The sequence below is a fragment of the Acidithiobacillus sp. genome (assembly GCF_049965315.1).
Taxonomy (GTDB): Bacteria; Pseudomonadota; Gammaproteobacteria; order Acidithiobacillales; family Acidithiobacillaceae; genus Acidithiobacillus_B.
The window spans coordinates 1-3,662 of the sequence record NZ_JBMFWL010000059.1; the positions used below are offsets into that span (position 1 = coordinate 1).

General features: G+C 62.9%; 5 protein-coding genes. 4 read left to right on the plus strand and 1 reads right to left on the minus strand.

What is annotated here, in order from left to right; translation table 11 throughout:
* The 4 genes from ACP5MM_RS09710 to ACP5MM_RS09725 form a co-directional block, all read left to right on the plus strand.
* Positions 1-378: hypothetical protein (locus ACP5MM_RS09710; protein WP_427934524.1), on the plus strand; the 378-nt coding region annotated here is incomplete at its 5' end.
* A gap of 84 nt (positions 379-462) precedes the next feature.
* Complete coding sequence (locus tag ACP5MM_RS09715; protein ID WP_427934525.1) at positions 463-642, plus strand: hypothetical protein; 180 nt, start codon at positions 463-465, stop codon at positions 640-642.
* A 133-nt stretch (positions 643-775) separates the two neighbouring features.
* Positions 776-1,240 (plus strand): hypothetical protein, encoded by a 465-nt coding sequence (locus ACP5MM_RS09720; RefSeq protein ID WP_427931042.1) that lies wholly within the window; start codon positions 776-778, stop codon positions 1,238-1,240.
* Positions 1,241-1,317: 77 nt separating this feature from the next.
* Entirely contained in the window at positions 1,318-2,589 is a 1,272-nt protein-coding gene (locus ACP5MM_RS09725) for an MFS transporter (RefSeq protein WP_427931048.1), read from the plus strand.
* Positions 2,590-2,630: 41 nt separating this feature from the next.
* On the opposite strand, the gene ACP5MM_RS09730 is transcribed toward ACP5MM_RS09725, so the two are convergent.
* On the minus strand, positions 2,631-3,569 hold the full coding sequence (locus tag ACP5MM_RS09730; RefSeq protein WP_427931041.1) for a zinc metalloprotease HtpX: 939 nt from the start codon (positions 3,567-3,569) through the stop codon (positions 2,631-2,633).
* Between the last annotated feature and the right edge of the window lie 93 nt (positions 3,570-3,662).

Consider the following 3,662-nt stretch of genomic DNA (forward strand, 5'->3'; position numbering starts at 1 on the left):
GCCGTCAAAATGGTGAACCCGGCCTATACATCGGTATTGGGCCGTTTGCATTGGGCAGATCGCTACGGATTGACGGTCCATGAAGGGGCCGCAGTAGCGATTGGCCGTAGAGAATTGCGTTTACGGGAAGTCCCGGCGCATCGTGTGGTGCATGGAGAGAACGTCTTCAAGGCACCGGACGGTAGGAATGGTCATGTCACCCTGGTCACACCCGTGCGGAAGCGGTCCAGGCATGTATGGTCGTACCTCAGCCAGGTGAACCGCAAACTCAAAGCGGCGCTTGCAGCGCAGCGCGAGGCGAGGAAGCTCGACCCTCCCGGGCACGCGGTATCGGACGCAAGGAAGATATCAAACGCCCCGGTTGTGGCGGTGGCTTAGGCTGCCCTTTGTGCTTGCCGGTGGGATTCCGGCACGCGAATCGCTGACAGTATCGTTCGGTTGGCGTCCATGGAATAAATTTCTATGGTTTTAGGAACGGTGAACTATTACTTCAACTACAAAAACCCCCATGCGGCCAAGGTGCAGTTGAACTACGTCATTCCCAGCCGGAGCAGCGCCTGGCGGGCGGCGGGCAGGAACATCGGGCCGGGCAACGGCTATGTGTACAATACCATGGTGGTGCAGTTCCAGACCGCCTTCTAGGCGAAGCGGCGGGATTGGCCGCGCAGCGGAACGGGCCGTCCGGATTTGCTTCCGGGCGGCTTTTTTATCCGGCGCAGATGACTCTCCCCCATGGATGTGCCATGCTTTGGCCAAGCCGACCCAAGCGTTGATCATGCATAACCTCAAAGCCTTCCTTTTCGGTGCCGTGGGAGTCAGCACGCTCCTCTGGACCACTACTCCCGCGGCGCTTGCCCATGATGACTATCTGGTCCGGGGCCCCGTACAGAGCGTGCGCTTCGCCCTGGATCTGGGGGGGCGGCAGGTGGCCGCCGGGGTGCTCCCACTCTGGCAAAAGGGAAAACGATGGGATGGTGTGCTGTCACGATGGCATGAGGGCAAAGAAGGGCGGACAGGCTATCGCCTCAGCCTGACCCAATCCCGCAACGGCATCACCTTCGTCCATGTCCAGGCATTGTTCCCCTTGCGCAGCAGGGTGGCGCAACAGGGTAACGTGATCACCACGACGGTTTATCTGCAAAATGGACGGCTCTGGCAAACGGTAACGCTGTTGCCCGGCGGCGCCGGCGTCAGCCTCGCTTTCCCACCCTACCATCTGCAACTGTGGGAACTTCGTTGAGGGCGGCGGCCGATGGCGTGCCCAAGCCGTTGACTGCGGAGCAACAGCAGCACCGCGGCCATGCCTTGCTCGCGGCCATGTTGGGCATGTTTCTGGATGGCTACGACCTCAGCATCATCGCCGTCGCCCTGCTGCCCCTGGGCAATGTCTGGCATTTGCATGCCACCGGCACAGGGACGCTCATGGCCATGGCCTTGCTGGGGTCCTTGGTCGGCGCCTCGCTGGGCGGACCGCTCACGGATCGTTTCGGCCGCCGCCGGCTGCTCTTCCCCAACATTTTTCTGTACATTTTTGGCGCCCTCGTCAGCGCGCTCAGCCCCAACCTCGCCGCCCTATGTCTGGGCCGCTTCCTCATCGGCCTGGCAGTGGGCATGGATTATCCCCTCGTGGCGACCATCGTTGCCGAATATAGCGCCACCGAGCGAAGGGGCAATCGCTTTGCCTGGGTAAACATGGCCTGGTATGTGGGTGCGCTCCTCTCCAGCGTCGTCGGCTGGTCTTTGCTCACCCTCGGCCCGGCGTCCTGGCGCTGGATGCTGGGCAGCGCCGCCATTCCCGCGATCCTCCTGCTCTGGGTTCGCAAGCGCCTCCCGGAATCGCCGCGCTGGCTGTGCCGCACCGGGCAAACGGATGCTGCTCAGGCGGCGTTGGCGCATCTGCAGCCCCAATGGTCCGCCGCGCAAATAGCGGAAACGCTGCGCCAATACCAAGGCAAGCGCAGGCCGTGGCGGGCGCTCCTGCAGCACCCCTGGCGGCGACGTCTGGTATTGAGCGCCCTCCCCTGGTTTTGTCTGGATGTGGTGGGCTTAGGTATCGGCCTCTATTTCCCTGTGGTACTGCGGGATCAGGGATTTGCCGCCAGCAACGGGGCAGCGGCAGCCATCAACGCGGCGTTTCTGGTGATTTCCGCCCTGGGGATTGCCTACATTCTGCCCAGGCTGGATCGCTGGGGACGCATTCCCTTGCAAGTCGCCGGATTCAGCCTGATGACCCTGGGCCTCGCCCTTTTCGCCGGCTTTATGCTGCTGCATTCCTTGCCTGGCATCTATATCGGGTGCGCCATCTATGCCTTCGGCGTCGGGATAGGCCCCGGGGTAACCGTCTTCGCCCTGGCGGTAGAAATCTTCCCCACGGAACTGCGCGCCAGCGCCGCCGGAATAGCCACCGCCGTCTCGCGGCTGGGGGCGGCCCTGTCCGCCGCCCTTTTCCCGCTCCTGGAGCGTTTCTGGGGCCTCCCCGCGGTGCTGGTGATGATGGCGTTGGTATCCGCTACAGGGGCTGCGGTCACGGTCCGTTATGCCGTGGAATCACGGCAGAAGACTCTGGAGAACCTCGAATCCGAGGAATAGCAACGCGATCACCGGGTCACCTGGAGATAGGGCGCGACGCCCTACAGGCGAAAACCCGTGAAGTGATGCCGTCGCGCCGAAGTTTTTGCCGTTGGCCGCAGGGAAGCCGGATCGCGCTCCCAGACATCCTGGGGCCTGGCAGGCAGGACGAGCCGGGGCAGACGCCGGATGCGCTCGGCCGTATCGGGATGGGTGCGCAACCACGACGGTATGGCCGGCCGTTCGCCGCCGGGGAAAAGGCGATTCATTTCCTGTTCTTGGGCATCCTCCATTTTCCGTAGCGCGCCAGCGAGCCCCTCCGGATCATGGGTCAGTTCCATGGCACCCAGATCCGCATCGAACTCCCGCTGCCGGGAGAGCGCCAGTTGCAGGAGCACGCTCAGGGTGGGCGCAAAGAGGAGCAGAATGATGGCGGCCCAGGGCATGGTATGCCGGTGCATCAACCACAGCGGCAGGTTGATCAGGAGCAGCAATTGACCAAAGAGGGAAAAGGTCCAGGTCATCTGGCTGAAGAGATCGGCCATGACCATCACCCAGATGTCCTTATGACGGACATGGGAAATTTCATGGGCCAGCACCCCCGCCAGTTCGCGGCCGTCCAGCGCAGCCAGGAGCCCGTCGGACACGATGATGGAAACATTCTTCCCGATCCCCGTGGAAAAGGCGTTCAAGACGGGCGTGGGGAGGCGGTAGAGTTGGGGGGAATGGGCTAGTCCGGAGCGGCCGGCGAGTTTCTGCACCATGGCAAAGAGACGCGGCGCCTGCTCCGGCGTCAGGGCCTGCGCACCCATCATGCGCAGCAGCACCGGTGGGGTCAGGCGCGGGGCGATCAGCAGGAAGAGGATGCCACCCACCAGCATCCCGTACAGGGTTTCCACGCCGCCGAAGAGCCAACCGATAGCCGCCATCAGCAGCAACATGGCGGCGACCAGGAGAGCGGACTCCAGTGCATTGAGAAAATGATGCCAACGCCAGTTCATCGGCTCGCCCTTCGCCTTAGGGAAAAAGCCACAGGATACATTACCGTACCGGGACGATTCCAGGATGAGCAGTCCTCCGCGCTCCTGAGACGG

What these genes read in the sequence shown, in the direction of transcription:
- ACP5MM_RS09715 (WP_427934525.1), top strand. Translation starts at nt 463, where the DNA reads ATGGTTTTAGGAACGGTGAACTATTACTTCAACTACAAAAACCCCCAT.
- ACP5MM_RS09720 (WP_427931042.1), top strand. Translation starts at nt 776, where the DNA reads ATGCATAACCTCAAAGCCTTCCTTTTCGGTGCCGTGGGAGTCAGCACG.
- ACP5MM_RS09725 (WP_427931048.1), top strand. Translation starts at nt 1,318, where the DNA reads ATGTTGGGCATGTTTCTGGATGGCTACGACCTCAGCATCATCGCCGTC.
- ACP5MM_RS09730 (WP_427931041.1), bottom strand. Translation starts at nt 3,569, where the DNA reads ATGAACTGGCGTTGGCATCATTTTCTCAATGCACTGGAGTCCGCTCTC.